We start from the raw sequence: 19,569 nt of genomic DNA, 5'->3' as shown, positions 1-19,569 counted from the left end.
ATGGCGGGCATGTCATTGCCCGCCACTGCTTCGGCCCCCGTTTCGGCCAACCCGACCTGCGTCATCAACTGCGTCCACTACGATGACGAAGGCAGACGCCACGACATCAGTCTGGACGCGATCAGCGATGTCATCGCCAGTGGCAACGGCTTCGTCTGGGTCGGCCTGTACGACCCCAACGACGATGTACTGCTGAAACTGCAGGAGGAATTCTGCCTGCACGACCTGGCCATCGAGGATGCGCGCAATGCGCACCAGCGGCCCAAGGTCGAGACCTACGGCAACTCGCTGTTCGTGGTGGTGACCACGGCGCAGATGGTCGACGAACGCATCCAGTACGGCGAAACCCACGCCTTCCTTGGCCCACGCTTCCTGGTGACGGTGCGTCACGGCGCCTCGCTGTCCTACGCGCCGGTGCGTGCGCGCGTCGAGCGCGAACCACAACTGTTGAAGATGGGCCCATCGTACTGCCTATACGCGGTCACCGACTTCGTCGTCGACAACTACCTGCCGATCGTGCACCGCTTCCGCGACACCCTGGACCTGCTGGAAAAGGACATCTTCGCCGACAACTACAAGCGCAGCACGGTGGTGCGGCTGTATGAACTCAAGCGCGAACTGAACAAGATGCGCATGGCCGTGGCGCCCCTGCAGGACGTGCTGGCGCAGATCCGGCGCTACCAGGGCGATCTGATCCCGGACGAGGTGAAGCTGTACGTGCGCGATGTGCACGACCACGCGGTGCGCATCAGCGACGTGATCGATACCCTGCGCGAGATGCTGGGCACGGCACTGAGCGTGAACCTGTCGCTGGTGACGCTGGCGCAGGGCGAGACGGTGAAGCGGCTGGGTGCGTGGGCCGCGCTGCTGGCCGCGCCGACGCTGATCACCAGCTGGTATGGCATGAACTTCAGCCATATGCCGGAGCTGAGCCAACCCTGGGCTTACCCGCTGATGATCGTCGGCGTGGGCGGCGTCTGTGTGGGCCTGTACCGGCTGTTCAAGCGTTCGGGCTGGCTGTAGGGCGTATCGACCAACGGTCGATACCCACCAAACCGGTAGGCCACGACCGTTGGTCGTGGCACAAAAACTGGTAGCGCCGGCCGCTGGCCGGCAACCCGGCAATGCCGGCCAGCGGCCGGCACTACCGTTCGGCATCAAGCCACGTAGATGGTCTTGATGTTCATGAACTCATGGATGCCATGCTCGGCCAGTTCACGGCCGAAGCCGGACTGCTTGCTGCCGCCGAACGGCAGCCGCGCATCGCTCTTGACGATGGCGTTGACAAACGCTGCGCCGCATTCCATGCGCTGGGCAAAGCCTTCGCCGCGGACCGGGTCGCGCGTCCACACGCTGCCGCCCAGGCCGAAACGGGTGTCGTTGGCCACGCGCAGTGCCTCGGCTTCGTCCTTGACCCGGATGATCGCCGCCACCGGCCCGAACAGTTCCTCGTCGTAGGCCGGCATGCCCGGGCCGACCTGATCGAGCACCGTGGCCGGATAGCCGGCATGGGTGCCGGCGATCGGTTCACCGCCGATCAGCACCCGCGCGCCCTTGGCCACGCTGGCCTGCACCTGCTTGTGCAGTTCCTCGCGCAGATCGGCCCGGGCCATCGGTGCCAGCGTGGTGCCGCGCACATCGGGATCGCCGTACTGGCGCTCGCTCGCTGCCTCGACAAAGCGGCGGGTGAATTCATCAACCACCGCCTCGACCACGATGAAGCGCTTGGCCGCGATGCAGGTCTGCCCGCTGTTGTCGAAGCGTGACTTCACTGCCGCCGCCACGGTCTTGTCGAGGTCGGCATCGTCGAGCACCACGAAGGCATCGCTGCCGCCCAGCTCCATCACCGACTTCTTCAGCTGGCTGCCTGCGTTGGAAGCGATCGAGCGCCCTGCCCGCTCGCTGCCGGTCAGCGTCACCGCCTTCACCCGTGCGTCGCGCAGCACGTCGGCGGCCTGGTCGTTGTCGATATGCAGCACATCGAACACCCCGTCGGGCAGGCCACCGTCACGGCACACCGCCAGGATCAGGTCGGCACACTGCGGCACATTGCTGGCGTGCTTGAGCAGGGCCACGTTGCCGGCCATGAACGCCGGGGCGAGGAAGCGGAACACCTGCCAGACCGGGAAATTCCACGGCATCACCGCGAACACGCAGCCGATCGGTTCGTAGCGCACGTAGCTGCGCTGCGCTTCGGTATCGATCAGCTGCGGCTTGAGATAGTCGGCGGCATGATCGGCGTAGTACTCGCAGGCCGCCGCGCACTTGTCCACTTCGGCCAGCGCCTCGGCCTTGAGCTTGCCCATCTCGTGGGTCATCGCCTGCTGCAGGTCGTCGCGGCGCGTGCGCAGCTGTGCGGCGATCTGGCGCAGGATCACGCCGCGTTCCTGCAACGAACGCGCGGCCCAGTCGGGGAAGGCATCGGCGGCGGCCTGCAGGCGCTGCTCGATGTCGGCAGCGCCCATCAGTTCATGGCGGTAGGTCACCTGGCCGCTGGCCGGGTCGACGATCTCGACGGTCATGGGGGTCTCCATCAGGGTGACCCCCATTGTGCGCTGCCGACCGTGAGCCGGATGTGGCTGCGGCGTCAGCCGTTGTCCTGCCGCGCCAACTGCAGGTCGCGCTGGCGGCGCTTCTCCGCACGCGCATTGATGTACCAGCCGATCACCGCGGCAATCGACACCGCCGACACCAGCAGCGTGGCCAATGCGTTGATCTTCGGGCTGATGCCCATGCGCACCGAAGCGAACACCTTCATCGGCAGCGTGGTCGAGCCCGGTGTGGCGACGAAGCTGGCCACCACCACGTCATCCAGCGACAGGGTGAAGGCCAGCAGCCAACCGGCCACCAGCGCCGGTGCGATGATCGGCAGGGTGATGCGGCCGAACACGGTCAACCGGCTCGCGCCCAGGTCCATCGCCGCTTCCTCCAGCGAGAGGTCCATTTCCTGCAGGCGCGAAGACACCACCACCGTGACGAAGCACAGGGTGAAGGTGACGTGCGCGATCCAGATGGTGGTCAGGCCGCGCGCCGGGAAACCGGGAATCGCGCCCATCGAGGCCAGCAACGCCATCAGCGAGAAACCAAGGATGACATCCGGCATCACCAGCGGTGCGGTGACCAGCGCGCCGAACAGCGGCTTGCCGCGGAAACGCTTGAAGCGGGTCATCACCATCGCCGCCAACGTGCCCAGCACGGTCGCGGTACAGGCGGTCCAGAACGCCACCACCAGGCTGGTCCACATCGCGTCCATCAGCGCACGGTCGGCGAACAGGTCGCTGTAGGCGCGAGTGGAGAACCCGGCCCAGACCATCGCCAGCCGCGAGCTGTTGAACGAGTAGAACATCAGCAGCAGGATCGGCAGGTACAGGAACGCGAAGCCAAGCAGCAGCACGCCCAGCCCCAGCCCCTTGGCGGTACGTGGGCTCATGCCTGCTTTCCTTCCAGCAGACGCTGCTGGGAACGGTTGAACAGCAGGATCGGCACCAGCAGCAACAGGATCATCGCCACCGCCATCGCCGAGGCACCCGGCCAGTTGCGGTTGTTGAAGAACTCGTTCCACAGCTGGCGGCCGACCATCAGCGTCTCCGAGCCACCCAGCATTTCCGGGATCACGAATTCACCGATGGCCGGGATCATCACCAGCATGCAGCCGGCGATGATGCCGGCCTTGGACAGCGGCAGGGTGATGCGCAGGAACGCCTGCCACGGTTTGGCGCCGAGGTCGTAGGCCGCTTCCAGCAGGCGGTGGTCATGCTTGACCAGGTTGGCGTACAGCGGCAGCACCATGAACGGCAGGTAGCAGTAGACGATGCCGATGTAGGCCGCGGTCGGCGTATCGATCAGCTGCAGCTTGGGCAGGCCCAGACTGGTCATCAGCGATTGCAGGCCGGTGAACTGCAGGAACTGGTCGAGCAGGCCGTTGCGGTCCAGGATCGCCTTCCACGCATAGACGCGGATCAGGAACGAGGTCCACGACGGCAGCACCACCAGCATCATTGCCACGTTGCGCGCGGCTGGCGACAAGCGCGCGATGGCATAGGCCATCGGATAGCCGATCAGCAGAGTGAGGAAGGTCGAGATCGCTGCGATCTTGATCGAGCTCAGGAAGGCCTGGGCGTAGATCGAATCGCGGAACAGCGCCAGGTAGTTTTCCAGGTTCAGCTTCAGCGAGAACGCGCCGTCGACGTACTGCAGCAGCCAGGTGTACGGCGGCGAGCCGACCCGGCTGTGCGAGAAACTGATCATCAGCACGATCAGGAACGGCACTGCGAAGAACAGCAGCAGCCACAAGTACGGAATGCCGATCACCGTGGCACGCAGCCCCGGCAGCCAGCGCTTCAGGCCGGCGATGCTCATGAGGTGAGCACCACGCCGTCGTTGTCGCGCCAGTGCACCCAGACGTTGTCGCCCCAGGTCAGGCCATCGCTGGCCCAGCGCTGCGAGTTGGCGAAGTTGGCCAGCACCTTGGCGCCGCTGGGCAGGCGCACGTGGTAGACCGAGTGGCTGCCGAAATAGGCGATGTCCTCGATCACGCCCTGGGCCTTGTTGGTGTGCCCTTCGGGCTCGTCCTTGCCGATCATCACCTTCTCCGGGCGCAGCGCGAACGCGACCGGCTGCCCTTCATAACCGGTGATGCCGTGGGCGATGTAGATCGGCGCCGGGAACAGCGGCGAGCGCACGGTCACGTACTCGGGCAGGTCCTCGTCGATCACCCCGTCGAACAGGTTGACCGAACCGATGAACTCGGCGACGAAGCGGTTGGCCGGCTGCTCGTAGACCTCGTCGGGCTTGCCGACCTGCTGGATCCAGCCCGCATCCATCACCGCGACGCGGGTGGCCATGGTCATCGCTTCTTCCTGGTCGTGGGTGACCATCACGCAGGTCACGCCCGATGATTCGATGATGCTGACCAGTTCCAGCTGCATCTGCGAGCGCAGCTTCTTGTCCAGCGCGCCCATCGGCTCGTCCAGCAGCAGCAGCTTGGGCCCCTTGGCCAGCGACCGTGCCAGCGCCACGCGCTGCTGCTGGCCACCGGACAGCTGGTGCGGCTTGCGCTTGCCCAGGTGGCCCATCTGCACCAGCTCCAGCATCTCGCCGACACGCTTGCTGATCGCGTCCTTGCCCAGGCCATCCTGCTTCAGCCCGAAGGCGATGTTCTGCTCGACCGTCATGTGCGGGAACAGGGCATAGGACTGGAACATCATGTTGACCGGCCGCTGGTACGGCGGCAGCGCGTCCAGGCGCTGGCCATCCAGGGTGATGCTGCCCTTGGTGGGGGTTTCGAAGCCGCCGAGGCAGCGCAGCAGGGTCGATTTACCGCTGCCGGAGCCACCGAGCAGGGCAAAGATCTCGCCCTTGCGCACGTCCAGGTTGACGTCGTCGACGGCGACGAAACCGTCGAATTCCTTGCGCAAATCACGAATGGAGAGATAGCCGGGCGCACCGGTCGTGTCGACGACGGCGGCTACCGGCTGGGCTTCAACGGGCATGGGGGCTCCGGGAGCGGGCGGTGGACAGCGGCCGCCATTCTACCGGCCGGGGGCCGAAGGGGATATGACGGCGACGGGCGGAAGCCGCCAGCGGCCCGCTCCCGGGCCGCAGGGGGTGTCGGTTTTACCCCGCCAGCAGGGCCCGTCCGCGCAAAAGGCCGGAGCTGCCCGATCGCGCCTGCGGCGTCCCGGCCAGACACCACGGGCAACGTCCCGATCTGCAACGTTTTTCGGAGCGGGATCTGTTGAAGGCCCGGCGCATCCCCCGTGCAATGGCCCGGATCAAGGCCTTGCATGGACCCATCCCGTTGATTCCCCCCGTCAGCCCCTCCGCTCTCCCTTCCCGTCCGTCGTCGTCCGTGCCCGCAGGGCTGCCGCTGGCCATCATCGGCGCCGGCCAGGCCGGGTTGTCCCTCAGCGCACTCCTGCAGGAGGCCGGCGTCGAGCATCGCGTGCTGGAGGCCGAAACCGTGGGCGCCAGCTGGCAGCGGCGCTGGGATTCGTTCCAGACCAACACCGCCAACGCGACCATGGCCCTGCACGGTCATGCCTATTCGGGCGATGACCCGGAAGGCTTCATGGGCGCCCCGGAGGTGATCCGTCGGCTCCGCGACTATGCCGACGAGCGCGTGTTGCCGATCAGCGAAGGGTGCGCGGTACATCGGGTCGCGCCCGCGTGCGGCGGCTATGCCATCGACAGCAGCCAGGGGCTGATCCATGCCCGCGCGGTGGTGGTCGCGACCGGTGAGTACCGCCGTGCGCGGATGCCCCGGGTCCCCTTCGCGCCCGCGCCCGGCCTTGCCGTGCTGCACTCGGGCGACTACCGCAGTGCCCGCCAGCTGCCCGATGGCGCCGTGCTGGTCATCGGCGGTGGGCAGTCCGGTGCGCAGATCGCCCAGGACCTGCGCGACAGCGGTCGCAGCGTGTACTGGTCACTGGCCCAGCGTCATTCGCATACCCGCCGGCTGCGCGGCAAGGACTCGATGACCTGGTGGGACATGGCCGGACGCATCCACCAGCATGTGAGTGAAGCGGCGGGCGTGCTGGCCGGGGAACCGGATGCGCTGCGCAAGGCGCGTACCGCAGAGTTCCCGCTCATTTCCGGCAAGGGAAGCGGCGGCCTGGGCAGCTCGATCAGCCTGCTGGCGATGCACCGCGCGGGCATCAGGCTGCTGGGCCGGTTGCAGGGCTTCGATGGAAGCATCGCCCGCTTCGCCGATGTCCGCCCGCAGCTGCGTACCGCGATCGAGGCGACGCGGGCCGAATACGCCTATCTCGATTCGCTGGCCAGCGCGTACTACGCCACGCGTCCCGAGCCACGCACCGACGATGCCCGCTACATTCCAGAGGAGGTCTACCTGCACTGGGAACCGGACGCATCCCCGCGCGAACTGGACCTGCAGCCCGCGGGCATCCGCTCGGTGGTGCTGGCCACCGGCTTCGTCGCCGAATGGCCCTGGCTCGACGTACCGGGCGCGCTGGATGCACATGGCTACCCCTCGGCGAATTCGGTGTTTCACCGCAACCGGGGCTGTTCTTCATCGGCATGCACAACCTGCAGCGGATGAGTTCGTCGTTCCTGTGCAACGGTGGTCGCGATGCACGCGACCTGCTGCCTGCCATCCTGCAGCACCTTGGCCGGAGCGACAGGGTCGACTCCGACGCAGGGTAAGGCAGCCGCCGGGCATGGCCCGGCGCTACCCGGGCCGCTTACCGGCCGGTCTTCACCTCGGTCCACAGCCGGGTGTAGAGCTTGTCGGTCTCAGGCGTGTTGATCGAGTAGGTGAACATCTTCTCGGCCACATCGGCCGGCGGGTAGATGGTCGGGTCGGTACGGATCGCCTCGTCCACCAGCGGGGTCGCGGTCGGCACCGGGTTGGCGTAGTGGATGAAGTTGGTATTGGCCGCGGCGACCTTCGGCTGCAGCAGGTAGTTGATGAACTGGTAGGCCGCTTCCGGATGCTTGGCATCCTTCGGGATCGCCAGCATGTCGAACCACTGCGGGGCGCCTTCCTTCGGGATCGAATAGGCCACGTGCACGCCATTGCTGGCTTCCTCGGCACGGTCGCGGGCCTGGATGATGTCACCCGACCAGCCCACCACCAGGCAGGTGCCGCCGTTGGCCAGCGAGCCGACGTACTGCGAGGAGTGGAAGTTCTGCACGTACGGGCGGATCGACTTCAGCAGGTCGGCGGCCTTCTGCAGTTCGGCCGGGTCGCCACTGTGCGGATCCAGGCCCAGGTAATGCAGCGCGATCGGGATCATGTCCGCCGGCGTGTCCAGGATGGTCACGCCACAGTCCTTCATCTTGCTGATGTTCTCCGGCTTGAACACCAGGTCCCAGCTGTTGGCGATGTCGGTGCTGCCGCCGAAGCGCTGCTTCAGCATGTCCACGTTGTAGCCGATGCCGGTGGTGCCGATCATGTACGGCACGCCGTACTGGTTGCCCGGGTCCTGGGTGGCGATGCGCTTCATCACCGCCGGATCGAGATTGGCCAGGTTCGGGATCTTGCTCTTGTCCAGCGGCAGGAACACGCCGGCCTGGATCTGGCGGCCGAAGAAGTTCAGCGTCGGCACCACCACGTCGTAGCCGCTGTTGCCGGCCAGCAGCTTGGTCTCGACCATCTCATCGCTGTCGAACACATCGTAGGTCACCTTGATCCCGCTCTCCTTCTCGAAGGTCGGAATGGTGTCCTCGGCGATGTAATCGCTGTAGTTGTAGACGTTCAGGACCTGGCTGTCCTGCGCGCCGCCGTTGCCACCGCTGCAGGCGGCAAGCATGGCGGAGGCCAGGCCGAGCGTGAGGATACGCAGCTTCATCGGGTGCTCCAGAATGCGGGAAGGGGGCCGGCAGGGCCGGCGACGGGTGCCAGCCTACCCCCGGCGGCGGATTTTTCTATTCCGGATGCTCAGACGTTCAGCAGCAGGAACTCGCGCTCCCACGAGCTGATGACACGGAAAAAGGTCTCATATTCCTTGCGTTTGACCGAGATGTAGGCCCGGCAGAAGCGCTCGCCCAGCAGCGCCTGCAGCTCGCTGCACTGCTCCAGCCCGTCCAGCGCCTCGCCCAGCGAGCGCGGCAGGTTGTAGCCCAGTTCCTTGGCGCTGCCGGTCACCGGCGCGTCCGGGGCCAGCCGCTCGCGGATGCCGAGCAGGCCGCAGGCCAGGGTCGCGGCCATCGCCAGGTACGGGTTGGCGTCGGAACCGGCGAAACGGCTCTCCACACGCATGTTTTCCGGCGTATCCAGCGGCACGCGCAGGCCACAGGTGCGGTTGTCGAAGCCCCAGTGCACGTTGCTCGGCGAGACCTCGCCGAACACCAGCCGGCGGTAGGAATTCACGTTCGGCGCGAAGAACGCCATCGCCTGCGGTGCATACTTCTGCAGCCCGCCCAGGTAATGGCCGAACACCGGGCTGAACTCGCCTTCGGCATCGGTATCGCCGGCAAACACGTTGCTGCCGTCACTCACCCGCACCAGGCTCTGGTGGATGTGCATGGCGCTGCCCGGCTCGTTCTCCATCGGCTTGGCCAGGAAGGTGGCATACACACCATGGCGCATCGCCGCCTCGCGCATGGTGCGCTTGAACAGGAACACCTGGTCGGCCAGATCCATGGCGTCGGCATGGGTGAAATTGACCTCCAGCTGCGCCGCGCCGGATTCGTGGATCAGGGTGTCCACGTCCAGCTTCATCGCATCGGCGTAGTCGTACATCAGGTCGAGGATCGGGTCGAATTCGTTGACCGCATCGATCGAGTACGACTGCCGCGCCGTTTCCGGGCGGCCGGAGCGTCCGGCCGGCGGCAGCAGCGGGAAGTCCGGGTCGGTGTTCTTCTGCACCAGGAAGAACTCCAGCTCGGGCGCCACCACCGGGCGCAGGCCCAGTTCGGCGTATCCGGCCAGCACGCGGCGCAGCACATTGCGCGGCGCCAGCTCGTGCGGCTCGCCATGCTTGGTGTAGCAGTCATGGATGACCTGCGCGGTGGCATCGGCCGCCCACGGCACCATGCGCACCGTGTCCGGGTCCGGGCGCAGCATCATGTCCGAGTCCGACGGCGAGGTCAGCTCGTAATAGTCATCGGGGAATTCACCGGTGACGGTAGTGGCGAAAATGCCTTCCGGCAGGCGCGTGCCGTAATCGTGCGAGAACTTGTCGGCCGGAATGATCTTGCCGCGCGCGTTGCCGGTGATGTCCGGCACCAGACATTCGACCTCGGTGATGCGCCGCTCCTTCAGCCAGCGCAGCAGGCTGCTTTCCTGCGGTGCGGGGGCGTGGCCGTCTTGCGCGGGCGCGTTCGGGAGCTCATCGGGAATCCAGTCGTTTCTGTTGGTGCTCTCGGCAAGCTTGGCCGAATGCACGGAAAATAGCGTGATAGAACGGCGCCTGCATGACACGCCACTCCGGGTGCCACTGTACGCCGAGCACGAACCGATGGTGCAGGCTGCGTGCCGCCTCGACCAGCCCGTCATCGGCCCAGGCCTCGCTGTGCAGCTCCGGCGCAAGGCGCGCGATGCCTTGCCCGTGCACGGAATTGACCTGCGTGCGGTCGCTGCCCGCCCACTGCGCCAGCCATCCCTCGGCGGCCAGGGTGACCGGATGCGCCGGGCCGTACTGCACCTCCACCGGCGCCTGCGGGTCCTCGCGATGGTCTGACAGGCCCGGCACCGCGTGCACCTGCGGATGCAGGGTGCCGCCCAGCGCGACGTTCAATTCCTGGAAACCGCGGCAGATCGCCAGCACCGGCAGATCCAGCGCCAATGCCTCGTGCAGCAGCGCAAAGGCCGTGGCATCGCGGGCCGGGTCATGCGGGTTGCCCGGCCAGCTGCGTCCACCTTCGTAGTGCTGCGGTTCGATGTTGCTGACCGCACCGGTCAGCAACAGGCCATCGAGGCCGTGCAGCCAGTCGGCGGGCGGCAGCGGTGGTTGCAGGCTCGGCAACACCACCGGGGTGACTTCGGCCGCCCCGGCCAGCGCGCGCACGTACTTCTCGCCGGCCACCGCGAAACGGTGATGGCCGAGCACGGTGCTGTCGGTGGGCAGCCCCACCCAGGGCAGGCGACGCATGGAGAGCTCCTTGGCGTGTGGACACGTTACCCGCCGGCGTGCGACGGCGACAAGTCGTCTCCGTCACACCGGGGCCGTCGCGCATCGGCGAAACTACCCGGGTGAACGCTGATCGTCCTGCCCCGCCCTGCCCCGTTGCCCTGCGCCCGCGAGGCCCGCAGTGAGTGCCGCCTTCCCGCCCAGCTGGTATGCCGCCAGCCTGCCCGAACCGCCCGCACTGCCCTCGCTGCGGGGGATGTACAGGCCGATGTCGCGGTGCTCGGTGCCGGCTATACCGGCCTGACCGCAGCCCTGGAACTGGCCGCACGCGGCCGCCGCGTGGTGGTGCTGGATGCGCAGCGGATCGGCTGGGGCGCCTCCGGCCGCAATGGTGGCCAGGCGCTGGTCGGCTACGGCTGCGAGGTGGACGAGCTGGAACGGCAGCTTGGCCGCGATGATGCGCGCCACCTGTTCGACTGGTCGCGCGATGCGGTGCAGGCGATGCGTACGCGCATCAACCGCCACGGCATCGACTGCCACTGGGTGGAAGGCCACGCCAGCGTCGCCATCCGCGAACGCCATGAGCGCGAGCTGCGCGCCAACTGCGAGCACCTGCAGCGCCACTACGACTACCCGATGCAGTGGTGGGACCGTGACGCCCTGCACGCGCAGCTGGACAGCCCACGCTACCGCGCCGCAATGTTCGACCCGCTCAGCGCGCACCTGCACCCGCTGGCCTATGCGCGCGGCCTGGCCGATGCGGTGCGCGCGGCGGGTGTGGTGATCCACGAGAATTCGGCGGTAACCCGCGTGCAGCGCGGACCGCGGCCCACCCTGCACACCGCGCAGGGCAGCGTACGCGCCGCGCAGCTGGTGGTGGCCGGCAACGCCTGGCTGCAGGGGCTGTTGCCCGAGCTGGAACGGCGGATCATGCCGGTCGGCACCTATATCGGTGCCAGCGCGCCATTGGGTGCCGAGCGCGCCCGTGCCCTGATCGGCAACGACATGGCCGTGGCCGACACCGCCTGGGCGCTGGACTATTTCCGCCTCAGCCACGACCACCGCCTGCTGTTCGGCGGCCGCGCCAGTTACTCGGCGCTGCCGCCGCCGGGCCTGCGCGGGGTGATGCAGCGGCGCATGCACCAGGTGTTCCCGCAGCTGGCCGACGTGCCGCTGGAACAGGTCTGGGGCGGCTACGTGGACATCACCCGCAACCGCGCCCCGCACTGGGGCCGGCTGGACGGCAACCTGTACTTCGCGCAGGGGTTCTCTGGCCATGGCGTGGCGGCTGCCGGTCTGGCCGGCGAGGTCATCGCCGCCGCCATTGCCGGCCAGAGCGAGCGCCTGGACGTGTTCCAGCGCCTGCGGCATGCGCCGTTCCCGGGGGCGGCTGCTGCGCACGCCACTGCTGGTGGCGGCGATGTCGTGGTACAAGCTGCGGGATGCGTTGTGGTAGTGGGACCCTTCCCAGCCACATAATCGGCGCAGGAGCTGGGGAGCACGTGGATGCAGTGGTGGAAGGACGGCCTGCTGGTGAGGATCCGGGTCAGCCCCGAGGGGCTGGCGCTGGCATTCGTCTATGCGCTCGCCTGCTGGGGGGCGCGCAAGCTGTCCCTGGACCAGTTTTTCCTGCCCGCCGGTGTGCGGGTGGCCGCACTTCTACTGTGCCCGCCCCGTCTCTGGCCCTATCTGCTGATTGGTGAATACGCCTACTTCGCGCATCTGCGCATTCCCCTGATCAGCAAGTACAGCCTGAGCTGGGTGATTCTCGCCTCGGTATTCCTGATGCCTGCGGTGATGCTGATCGTGCGCCTGCACCAGAAACTGCTGGCACGTACCACGGTCGTCGGCGTGATTTCCATTGCGATACTCGCCGCCACGGTCATCAGCCTGCTCAACCTGGGCATCTCGTACCTGATCTGGGAACCGTTGCATGAAGAGACATTTCTCACCAACGTGCTGCGCTATGCGCTGGGCGACTTCACTGGCATCCTGATCCTGGCGCCTCTGGCACTGCTGTGGATCCGCCGCGCCGAGGAGAAATGGACGACCCGGTCTGTTGCCGCCACGGTCGGAGCAGTCGGGGCCATGCTGGTCATTGGCGTGCAGGCGACGCCCGTTCCCACTTCGATCATGGCCGAAGGCTCGCTGCAGGCGTTGCTGATCCTGCCCATTCCCGCGATCGCGCTGACCTGCCTGCTGGGATGGCGTGGTGCAGCCATCGGTGTCGCTGCCGTGAACATGATCCTTGGCCTGAGCACCCCTTCGGACCACCCGACGTCATTCGATCAGGCGACCTTCGCCACCCAGCAGGCCATGGCCATCGCCAGCATCGCCCTGCTGCTGCTGGGCGCGCGCATCACCCACTTCCAGAACCAGCACCGGATGCGTGAAGAAGACGGCAAGGCGGCCCTGCAGCTTGCCCGGAACTCGCATCTGGCCAGCGAGATGGACCTGCGTGAACGGGCGGCACACCTGCGCCAGCTGGGCGATGGCATGGACCTGTCGCTGAACGAAATGGTGAACTGGCTGCATGCGCAGGGTCATCACGCCGTGGCTGACAGCCTGCGGCATACCTCGGAGGTGCATTCACGCCTGTTCCGGGCCCAGGCCAGCATGATCTATCCCGCCGCCCTGGAACGATTGGGCTTGTACGTGGCGTTGCAGGCCGGTGGGGTACGCGAGGCGTGGAACGCCACGCATCGAATCGGCCAGCCGAGGTTGACGGGTGACCCTTGCGTACTCGGGGTCGGTCTGCAGCTTGCGGCCTATCGGCTCGTGGTTGACGCGGTATCACTCCTACTGAAATGCGAATCCGGACAGATTTCGGTCAGTATCCGCTGCGGAAATTTCGTCCAAAAGCCGGGTGCATTCATCTGCGTAGCCCTCGCAGGCCGAAACGAATCATTGGGAGCCCGGACCACGGAACTGGCAAATGAGCAGTTGCTGGGCCGAATTCTGGTACATGGTGGCCACATGGACATGACGGGCAACAGGCTCAGGATAGTGTTGACCGAAGCGCGGAGAGATTCCCGCCAGTCGGGCGCTCCCGAAGCTTTTGGTGGGCTTCCACGCTCCATCGATCCAGACGCTCCGCGGGCCGCGACCTGACCCCCATGGAAACGAGATGCAGATCACTACTCGAAAGTGATCTTTGTTCGGCGCCTCCCCCTCGCCCCGCCAAGGCGCCCCCTGGCGTGATTGCGCCCCCGTGCTTCTATGGATACTGTCACCCAATGGCGCGTTCAAACAAGCAATGGGGCCGCCGCCATGTCACGAGCAATGGAGGCTTGGGTTGAATTGGTGGAAGAGGGGAATTGAGCTGACGTTTCGCGTACGGCCCTTGGGGCTGGCGATCGCCGCGATGTACGCGATCATGTGTTGGGCCGCCTGGCGGGTCTCGCTGGACCAGTTTTACCTGCCTGCGGGCATTCGTGTAGCAGCTTTGCTTGTGTGTCCACCTCGCCTCTGGCCCTACCTGCTCATTGGCGAGTACGCGTACTTCGCACAACTGCGCTACCCGTTGATAGATCAATATGGGCTGGCCTGGGTAATCCTGGGTTCGGCATTCCTGCTGCCAGCGGTTGCTCTGGTTGTGTATGCGCATCGAAAATTCATGACTGCAAGGGCAGATGGATGGCTGCTTTCGATCGCAGTGTCAGCCGCCGTGATTGCCACTGCCTTGAAGCTTGGACTGTCTCACCTGCTTTCAGAGAACCCTTCAAGCGTACCGGTCGCGACGAGGGCGGTACGCTTTGTCCTCGGTGACTACATCGCCATCCTGACGGTTGCGCCGCTGGCAGTTCTCTGGAGCAGACGCCATGCAATGGACGAATGGAGGCTCTGGCGCTCTCCTCCGACAGTCACCGCTCTCGCAGTGATGCTGGGGCTTGGTCTGATTACCGCAATGATCCCCAGCTTGTCGGATGCGAGCAAAACAAGTCTGCAGTTGACCATGGCACTGCCCGTGATCGTGTTGACATGCATTCATGGCTGGCAGGGAGCAGCGCTTGGCGTTCCCCTACTGAACATTCTCATTGCAGTGGTTACTCCTACATCCGGTCTCCTTGGCTCATACGATGAGCGAACTTTCACAACACAGCAGCTGATTGCCATTGCGGGGACTGGGCTGTTGGCACTCGGTTCGCGCATCAGCCGGCACTATCATCAGCGGGCGCGTAGAGACGTAGATGGGCACCAGGCTGCTCGACTATCAAGGTCCGCTCATATGGCGAGCGAAATGGATCTGCGGGAGCGCGCCCTGGATCTGAGGAGAATCGCGGATGGCATTGAAGTTTCCTTGAACAGGACAGCCGACCTGCTGAAGACACATGGCCATCACTCGCCGGCGCTGGACCTGCTTCTCACATCCACCGCACATTCCCGCCAGTTCCGCGAATTGACCAGCATGGTCTATCCGACCGAGGTCGAGCACGTTGGTCTTTACCTTGCCCTGCAGGTCAGCGGCATTCGCGAAAGCTGGGATCAGACACACAGGGTCACATCTCCCTTCCTGACCGGGGATCCCTGCAAACTGAGTATCGCCCTGCAACTGGCGGCCTACCGCACTCTCACCGAGGCCGTCTCATTGCTGCTCAAACAGGAACAAGGACAGATCCAGATACGTGCCCGCTGTGGGAAACTGAAAGGACAACAGGGAATTCTGCTCAGAATTGCCCTGCTGGACCGTGATCGCGATCTTCTCGTCGACACAACGAGGCTGGCTATCGAACGCCTGAGCTCCCGTGCACAAGCCTATGGAGGGAAAGTGCACTGCGAAGGGAACTGCGTACGCGTGCTGCTTCTGGAGACAGCGACCAGTAACGCGCAAAGCAGCGTGCATGCCGCCTGGACAAGCCGAGCGGACATAGCCTGACTGTCACCAGCCACTGGAACGCAAGGCCTAGGCGATAGGATCATCGCAGGAGCCGCCCCCGGCTCCTGCTTAATCGAAATGCCAGATCCCGGCACCAACGAGAGTGCCCTCAGCCTGCCGTATCCACAGATTCGACCGCCCATACAGCGCTCGCACCTTCTCCATAGACAACCAGCGAGAACTGAGCACTCTGGAACACCACGCGTCGGACAACCTTCTCGGGCAAGCCAAGTCGATGCGAAGGCAAAGACACCTTTGCAGCACTCTTACCAGCTGGGAGCGTCCAGAACGTGGTGTCGACATTTCCCACGATCAGCACGACCTGACCCAAGAGATCATTCACTTGGTAGTAACTGATCCCATCACGCTCGAACCCATAAACAAGCCAATTGGGGTTCGAACTCAGGTTCGTGGCCAAAGGAAGGGACTCTCCCAGACCGCTCTGAGCCATATGGATTCCGTTGTCGCCACTTGGACAACACGCCGATGCGCTGAAAGCGGACACAGAAAGCAGGACTGCGGCAGGAAGCAACACTCGCAATTCAGAAAATCTCACGCTTACCCCCATGGATGATTGGAAAACGACTCCAGGCAACTCCGTTTCGCCACCCCTTGACTGGATGGCTCTCGACCTCGCTTGAAGGGCTCCTTCGTTCGACGTAGTCGTGTCCAAGACACCAGTAGGGAGATGGCGCGACCCAGCATAACCACGGCGTGCCATGAGCGCCATGAAGGGCATGCCTTCGAATCTGCCCTTATTCTCCCAAAGATGCCCGGTGCACGCTCCCCAACCGCATAGGGCAGATATGTCCACAACTGAGCCCCTCCGCTAAAGTTTCACCCGAAACCGCCGCTATCCGTGCCGAGCCCCTCCCTCGTGAGCCACCGCATCATGCCCGTGCTGCCGCAGGCCGCCGTCGATGGCGACCTCGCCGATCCACTGCCACAGCGGATCCTGCTGGTCGAAAACTCCCGCGCGTTCACCGGCATGCTGCGCGAGGCGATCGAGCAGCGCCTGGAGCTGCCGGTCGTGGTTGCCCCCACCCTGGCCGAGGCCGACCGTCTGCTGAGCGAAGGCGGCGGCTGGTTCCTGGTGCTGACCGGACTGGTGCTGGCTGACGGCGACCGCGACACGGTGGTGGAGTTCTTCCTCAAGCGTGGCCTGCCGACCGTGGTGGTCAGCAGCGTGTATGACGAGGATCTGCGCAAGCGCGTGCTGCAGCAGCAGATCATCGATTACGTACTGAAGAACACCCCCGGCAGCATCGACTACCTGGTATGGCTGGTGCAGCGCCTGGAGCGCAACCGGCGCATCGCCGCGCTGGTGGTGGATGATTCGCCGTCCGCGCGCGGCTATGCCGCCGCCCTGCTGCGCATGTACGGCCATGAAGTACATGAAGCCGCCGATGGCAACGAGGGCCTGGCAGCGATCGAAGCCCACCCCGCGATCCGCCTGGCGGTGGTCGATCAGGAAATGCCGGGCATGCAGGGCGTGGAGTTCACCCGCCGCCTGCGTACCCTGCGCTCGCGCGACAAGGTCGCGGTGATCGGCATTTCCGGCAACACCGACGCTTCGCTGATCCCGCGCTTCCTGAAGAACGGCGCCAACGACTTCCTGCGCAAGCCGTTCTCACGGGAGGAGTTCTTCTGCCGCGTCTCGCAGAACGTGGATCAGCTGGAGCTGATCGGCACCCTGCAGGATCTGGCCACCCGTGATTTCCTCACCGGCCTGCCCAACCGCCGCTGCTTCCTGGAGCAGAGCCAGCGCCAGCTGCCACAGCTGCAGCTGCACGGCCAGTGCGTGGCGGTGGCGATGATCGACATCGATCACTTCAAGCACATCAACGATACCTACGGCCACGAGGCCGGCGACGATGCGTTGCGCGCCGTGGCCGGCGCGGTGGCCGCCCATGCGCGCAGCCAGGACCTGATCGCGCGCTTCGGCGGCGAGGAATTCTGCCTGCTGGTGCCGGACATGGAGCAGGACGAGGCATTGCTGTACTTCGAGGAACTGCGCCAGCGCATCGCCGCGCTGGAGGTGGACATCGGCACCGCCACCCTGCGCATGACCGTCAGCATCGGCCTGTGCTGCCTGCGTCCGCAGCGCGATGCCCTGCACCGGCTGATCTCCGAAGCCGACCGCCAGCTGTACCTGGCCAAGGCCGGCGGCCGCAACCGGGTCAGCTGCACCACGGTGGCCAGCCCGTTGCGCCCGCGCGAACCTGCGCTGTCCTGATTGCCGCGCTTTGATCCAGATCAACGCCGCCTGCGGTTGGCGGCTCTACAGTCGGCCCCGACATACGCATGAAGGGGCGCCGGGGATGGCACTACTGGTCTGGCAGGACGATCTGAACATCGGCATCGATGTGATCGATCAACAACACCGCCGCATCATCGAGATGCTCAACCATCTGCACGTGGCCCAGGCCAGTCTGCAGCGTGCGGCGGTGGGCGAGGTGATCGACGAGGTGGTGGACTACACCATGTCGCACTTCGCGTTCGAGGAAGAACTGATGGAGGAAGCGGGCTACCCGTTCTGTGCCGCGCACAAGCGCGTGCATGAGGTCTTCATCAAGCGCGTGGCCGAGTACCGGCTGCGCTTCCAGGCCGGCGAGGACATCAGCGACGAGCTGCGCACCATGCTCTCGCGCTGGCTGTTCAACCACATCCGCGGCGACGACCAGGCCTACGCCGAGCAGGTCAAGGCGCACCTGAATCAGTTCGCCCGCGAACACCAGGGCGGCGGTTGGCTGGGGCGCACGCTCAAGCGCTTCTTTGGTTGAGCCGCAGCGCGCGACGGTGCAGGGCCACCAGCGCGCACAGGGTCGCCACCGCGGTCAGGCACAGGTAGTAACCCACTGCGACCAGGCCGAAGCGCTCGGCCAGCCAGGTGGCCAGGTACGGTGCAGGCGCCGCACCGAGGATGCCGGCCAGATTGAAGGACAGCGAGGCACCGGTATAGCGCACTTCCACCGGATAGATCTCGGCCAGGAAGGTGCCGCAGGGGCCGTAGGTCAGGCCCATCAGGAACAACCCCAGGCACAGGAAGGCGGTGACCAGCCATGGGCTGTGCGGCTGGAACAGCGGCGCGAACAGCACCCCGAAGCCGATGATCAGCACGCTGGCGACGATCATCGTGCGGCGCGTGCCCCAGCGGTCGCCATAGCGCGCCGACAGCGGGATGCCCAGCGCGAAGAACAGCATGCCGGCCATCTGCATCAGCAGGAACTGCTCGCGGCTGTAGCCCAGCACCGCCGTGCCATGGCCCAGGCTGAACACCGTCATCAGGTAGAACAGCACGAAGGTGGCGAACGCGCCCAGCGTGCCCAGCAGCATCGGCACCGGATGATCGCGCAGTACCGTCCACATCGGCAGCCGCACCGGCGCCTTGCGTTCCAGCGCCTGCTTGAAGTCGGGGGTCTCGTGGATGTTCAGGCGCACCCACAGGCCAAGGCCGACCAGCAGCGCGCTGGCCACGAACGGAATGCGCCAGCCCCACTGCAGGAAGTCGTCCTGGCTCAGGTAGCGACCCAGCAGCAGGAAGATGCCGGCCGACAGCAGGAAGCCGATGGGCGCGCCCAGCTGCGGAAACATGCCATACCAGGCGCGCTTGCCCGGCGGTGCGTTCTCGGTGGCCAGCAGCACCGCCCCGCCCCACTCGCCGCCCAGCCCCAAGCCCTGCCCGAAACGGCACAGCGCCAGCAGCGCCGGCGCCCACAGGCCGATCTGCGCGTGGGTCGGCAGCAGGCCGATCAGCACCGTGGACAGGCCCATGGTCAGCAGCGCGGCGACCAGGGTGGCCTTGCGGCCGATGCGGTCGCCGAAGTGCCCGAACACCGCCGAGCCGACCGGGCGGGCGATGAAGGCCACCGCGAAGGTTGCCAGTGACTGCAGCAGCGCCGCCTGTTCGCTGCTGTCCGGGAAGAACAGGTGCGGGAACACCAGCACCGCCGCCGTGGCGTAGATGTAGAAATCGAAGAATTCGATGGTGGTGCCGATCAGGCTGGCCAGCAGGACACGACGGGGGAATTCACGGGTGGCGCGGCAGCGGTGATCGTCGACATCGGCAGTACGGGCAACGGTGGATCGTTCGATTCTGCCACGGGCCGGTGGCCGCACGGGCCAATGGTTTCAGCCGACACCGATGCCGACGAAGGT

12 protein-coding genes and 4 pseudogenes are annotated in these 19,569 nt (G+C 65.7%); 7 read left to right on the top strand and 9 right to left on the bottom strand.

What is annotated here, in order from left to right:
* A complete protein-coding gene (locus tag N4G47_RS05380; protein ID WP_475285681.1) occupies positions 1–1,023 on the top strand; it encodes a magnesium and cobalt transport protein CorA in 1,023 nt (340 codons plus the stop codon).
* A gap of 134 nt (positions 1,024–1,157) precedes the next feature.
* Here N4G47_RS05380 and N4G47_RS05375 read toward each other — a convergent pair whose 3' ends face one another.
* The 4 genes from N4G47_RS05375 to N4G47_RS05360 form a co-directional block, all read right to left on the bottom strand.
* The gene (locus N4G47_RS05375; protein WP_475285679.1) at positions 1,158–2,522 is read right to left on the bottom strand and encodes an NAD-dependent succinate-semialdehyde dehydrogenase; all 1,365 of its coding nucleotides are present in this window, start codon (positions 2,520–2,522) and stop codon (positions 1,158–1,160) included.
* Positions 2,523–2,587: 65 nt separating this feature from the next.
* Complete coding sequence (locus tag N4G47_RS05370) at positions 2,588–3,430, bottom strand: ABC transporter permease subunit (RefSeq protein WP_004151945.1); 843 nt, start codon at positions 3,428–3,430, stop codon at positions 2,588–2,590.
* Positions 3,427–4,359: an ABC transporter permease subunit gene (locus N4G47_RS05365; protein WP_107230397.1), complete on the bottom strand. Its 933-nt coding sequence runs from the start codon at positions 4,357–4,359 to the stop codon at positions 3,427–3,429. The genes N4G47_RS05370 and N4G47_RS05365 overlap by 4 nt, the downstream gene beginning before the upstream one ends.
* Positions 4,356–5,492 (bottom strand): ABC transporter ATP-binding protein, encoded by a 1,137-nt coding sequence (locus N4G47_RS05360; RefSeq protein WP_475285677.1) that lies wholly within the window; start codon positions 5,490–5,492, stop codon positions 4,356–4,358. Before N4G47_RS05360 ends, N4G47_RS05365 begins: the two co-directional genes overlap by 4 nt.
* 272 nt (positions 5,493–5,764) lie before the next feature.
* Here N4G47_RS05360 and N4G47_RS05355 point away from each other — a divergent pair.
* A pseudogene (locus N4G47_RS05355) lies at positions 5,765–7,164 on the top strand (flavin-containing monooxygenase).
* 38 nt (positions 7,165–7,202) lie between these two features.
* Here the strand turns inward: N4G47_RS05355 and N4G47_RS05350 are convergent.
* The 3 genes and pseudogenes from N4G47_RS05350 to N4G47_RS05340 all read right to left on the bottom strand — a co-directional run bounded on the left by N4G47_RS05350 (position 7,203) and on the right by N4G47_RS05340 (position 10,556).
* On the bottom strand, positions 7,203–8,312 hold the full coding sequence (locus tag N4G47_RS05350; RefSeq protein ID WP_154262979.1) for a polyamine ABC transporter substrate-binding protein: 1,110 nt from the start codon (positions 8,310–8,312) through the stop codon (positions 7,203–7,205).
* Between the two features lie 89 nt (positions 8,313–8,401).
* Positions 8,402–9,798, bottom strand: a pseudogene (locus N4G47_RS05345) (glutamine synthetase family protein).
* Positions 9,795–10,556: a gamma-glutamyl-gamma-aminobutyrate hydrolase family protein gene (locus tag N4G47_RS05340; protein ID WP_475285674.1), complete on the bottom strand. Its 762-nt coding sequence runs from the start codon at positions 10,554–10,556 to the stop codon at positions 9,795–9,797. The pseudogene N4G47_RS05345 and the gene N4G47_RS05340 overlap by 4 nt, the downstream one beginning before the upstream one ends.
* A 160-nt stretch (positions 10,557–10,716) precedes the next feature.
* Here N4G47_RS05340 and N4G47_RS05335 point away from each other — a divergent pair.
* From N4G47_RS05335 to N4G47_RS05325, 3 genes and pseudogenes are all read left to right on the top strand, one after another.
* A pseudogene (locus N4G47_RS05335) lies at positions 10,717–11,991 on the top strand (NAD(P)/FAD-dependent oxidoreductase).
* A gap of 50 nt (positions 11,992–12,041) precedes the next feature.
* On the top strand, positions 12,042–13,646 hold the full coding sequence (locus N4G47_RS05330; RefSeq protein WP_475285672.1) for an MASE1 domain-containing protein: 1,605 nt from the start codon (positions 12,042–12,044) through the stop codon (positions 13,644–13,646).
* Between the two features lie 184 nt (positions 13,647–13,830).
* A complete protein-coding gene (locus N4G47_RS05325) occupies positions 13,831–15,411 on the top strand; it encodes an MASE1 domain-containing protein (protein ID WP_475285670.1) in 1,581 nt (526 codons plus the stop codon).
* A gap of 109 nt (positions 15,412–15,520) precedes the next feature.
* Here the strand turns inward: N4G47_RS05325 and N4G47_RS05320 are convergent, their stop codons facing one another.
* Positions 15,521–15,862, bottom strand: a complete 342-nt coding sequence (locus N4G47_RS05320) for a hypothetical protein (protein WP_475285668.1) — start codon at positions 15,860–15,862, stop codon at positions 15,521–15,523.
* Positions 15,863–16,303: 441 nt separating this feature from the next.
* On the opposite strand from N4G47_RS05320, the gene N4G47_RS05315 reads away from it, so the two are divergent.
* Positions 16,304–17,647: a diguanylate cyclase gene (locus N4G47_RS05315; protein WP_475289894.1), complete on the top strand. Its 1,344-nt coding sequence runs from the start codon at positions 16,304–16,306 to the stop codon at positions 17,645–17,647.
* 85 nt (positions 17,648–17,732) lie between these two features.
* The gene (locus tag N4G47_RS05310) at positions 17,733–18,194 is read left to right on the top strand and encodes a bacteriohemerythrin (protein WP_053509854.1); all 462 of its coding nucleotides are present in this window, start codon (positions 17,733–17,735) and stop codon (positions 18,192–18,194) included.
* Here N4G47_RS05310 and N4G47_RS05305 read toward each other — a convergent pair.
* Positions 18,175–19,466 (bottom strand): annotated as a pseudogene (locus N4G47_RS05305) (MFS transporter). The gene N4G47_RS05310 and the pseudogene N4G47_RS05305 sit on opposite strands and share 20 nt — an antisense overlap.
* Positions 19,467–19,569: the final 103 nt, after the last annotated feature.

The organism is Stenotrophomonas sp. GSD10 (genome assembly GCF_056172695.1).
Note: the sequence above shows the minus strand (reverse complement) of the source record. Positions and strands in the feature narration are given on the sequence as shown.

Excerpts from the sequence above, each read along its gene's own strand:
- N4G47_RS05365 (WP_107230397.1), bottom strand. The coding sequence starts at position 4,359 with ATGAGCATCGCCGGCCTGAAGCGCTGGCTGCCGGGGCTGCGTGCCACG.
- N4G47_RS05370 (WP_004151945.1), bottom strand. The coding sequence starts at position 3,430 with ATGAGCCCACGTACCGCCAAGGGGCTGGGGCTGGGCGTGCTGCTGCTT.
- N4G47_RS05340 (WP_475285674.1), bottom strand. The coding sequence starts at position 10,556 with ATGCGTCGCCTGCCCTGGGTGGGGCTGCCCACCGACAGCACCGTGCTC.
- N4G47_RS05310 (WP_053509854.1), top strand. The coding sequence starts at position 17,733 with ATGGCACTACTGGTCTGGCAGGACGATCTGAACATCGGCATCGATGTG.
- N4G47_RS05380 (WP_475285681.1), top strand. The coding sequence starts at position 1 with ATGGCGGGCATGTCATTGCCCGCCACTGCTTCGGCCCCCGTTTCGGCC.
- N4G47_RS05330 (WP_475285672.1), top strand. The coding sequence starts at position 12,042 with ATGCAGTGGTGGAAGGACGGCCTGCTGGTGAGGATCCGGGTCAGCCCC.
- N4G47_RS05375 (WP_475285679.1), bottom strand. The coding sequence starts at position 2,522 with ATGACCGTCGAGATCGTCGACCCGGCCAGCGGCCAGGTGACCTACCGC.
- N4G47_RS05320 (WP_475285668.1), bottom strand. The coding sequence starts at position 15,862 with ATGGCTCAGAGCGGTCTGGGAGAGTCCCTTCCTTTGGCCACGAACCTG.
- N4G47_RS05315 (WP_475289894.1), top strand. The coding sequence starts at position 16,304 with ATGCCCGTGCTGCCGCAGGCCGCCGTCGATGGCGACCTCGCCGATCCA.
- N4G47_RS05360 (WP_475285677.1), bottom strand. The coding sequence starts at position 5,492 with ATGCCCGTTGAAGCCCAGCCGGTAGCCGCCGTCGTCGACACGACCGGT.
- N4G47_RS05350 (WP_154262979.1), bottom strand. The coding sequence starts at position 8,312 with ATGAAGCTGCGTATCCTCACGCTCGGCCTGGCCTCCGCCATGCTTGCC.